1 protein-coding gene is annotated in these 1,400 nt (G+C 52.0%); it reads right to left on the minus strand.

What is annotated here, in order from left to right; translation table 11 throughout:
* A partial coding sequence (locus ACTG4M_RS17370) for a helix-turn-helix transcriptional regulator (RefSeq protein ID WP_439124928.1) occupies positions 1-1,040 on the minus strand: 1,040 nt, incomplete at its 3' end.
* Positions 1,041-1,400 lie beyond the last annotated feature (360 nt).

The following is a 1,400-nucleotide window of genomic DNA, read 5'->3' on the forward strand; positions in this document are numbered from 1 at the left end:
TGGCCATAGCCCGCCCGGATGGGGCAAATCACACGCAGTTTATGATCAAAAGCCATGCGGACCATTGCGCGGGGCCATCTCACCATGCACGAACCCATATGCGATAATAGGATCGGATCCCCTGTCGCAGGCCCCATGTCATGATACTGTAAATTCCGGCCATCAGGCAGTATGATCGTCCTGAACGGTTTCCAGACCTCACTCTCAAGCCAATTTCTGGACATGGCCGGAGCTGTCAGGGCTTCGATCGCTCCTGCCGAAGCATTCTTAGGAAAATCGCCAAGCGTCATGACAAGGCGAATGACATCCTTCTGAGACCGCAAATTCATCTTGCTGATAATTGACTTTATCTGGCCCCGCACTGTGCCTTCGCTTGTCTTGCGGCTTTCTGCGATAGTATTTGTCTCGAGCCCTTCTATCAGCAAACGCACCACGTTTTGCTCGGCTTCAGTCAGTTGAAATAGGTCACCAAGAAGAGTTCCAATCTGATCGCGCCAATGGAAATGCGTGGACACAATCAGAACTGCAGGACTGTCGTCCATCATTTCGGTGATGCGCAAAACGCGAAACAACATCGCGCCGCCTTTGCTGGCCATATCGGTTCGCAAAATGCGCTCCGAATGAGATGGCTTATTTATTGCGTCCTGCACTGCGTCGATTAACGCGTCACGCATGTCCTCTGGAAGGGTCACCTGATCAAGACTGTCACCCGGTCGGATCCCGAATGCGGCCTGCGCGCCCGAGTTTGATGCTTCAACCCCGAGCGCCCCAGTCACCACAAACCCGGCAAGATTGTCATAGGGGCGCAGATACGCACTAAGGTCTGGCCGCGCGGCTTCGCCCCATTGAAGAAAGGACTGCGCGCGATCCAGATGGGATTTATAAACTGTATTGAATTCAGCAAATTCAGTTTCGGTCTTCCGGTCATGCCAAAAGTCGATGAAATCCTCGAGAAACGACGGTTCTAGTGCGATTTCGTAGATGCGATCAACGATCATGTCGCGGTCAGGTTCAGCAACGTCACGGTCAGCTTCAATCACGTGTCACAGGCCTCAATAGTTAAATAAAAACAATACGAACCAGTAGACGGCGTTCTTTCAGCAAAAGCAAACGCATCGGCTTGCGGTGCTGCGAATAAATGATGCGGTGTACTTGCCTGCCTGCAACTGGCGTTTGGCAAGCACACCGCATTTCCTTGACCATGACCGGAAGAGGTATCATGGCAAAGGAAGCTCGAAATTCTCTGATCTTGTCGGGACGACACAAGTCAAGCAAAGGCCATCCAACCGCCACAAGTGGTCAGAATGCCTGCCAGCACGCGGTTCAGCTTTACCATAGAACTTTCAGAACGGGCGATTTTTCTGATCTGTGCCGCAAAAATAATGATCAGGGCTGCACCG

This window comes from Marivita sp., from assembly GCF_965656765.1.
Taxonomy (GTDB): Bacteria; Pseudomonadota; Alphaproteobacteria; order Rhodobacterales; family Rhodobacteraceae; genus Marivita.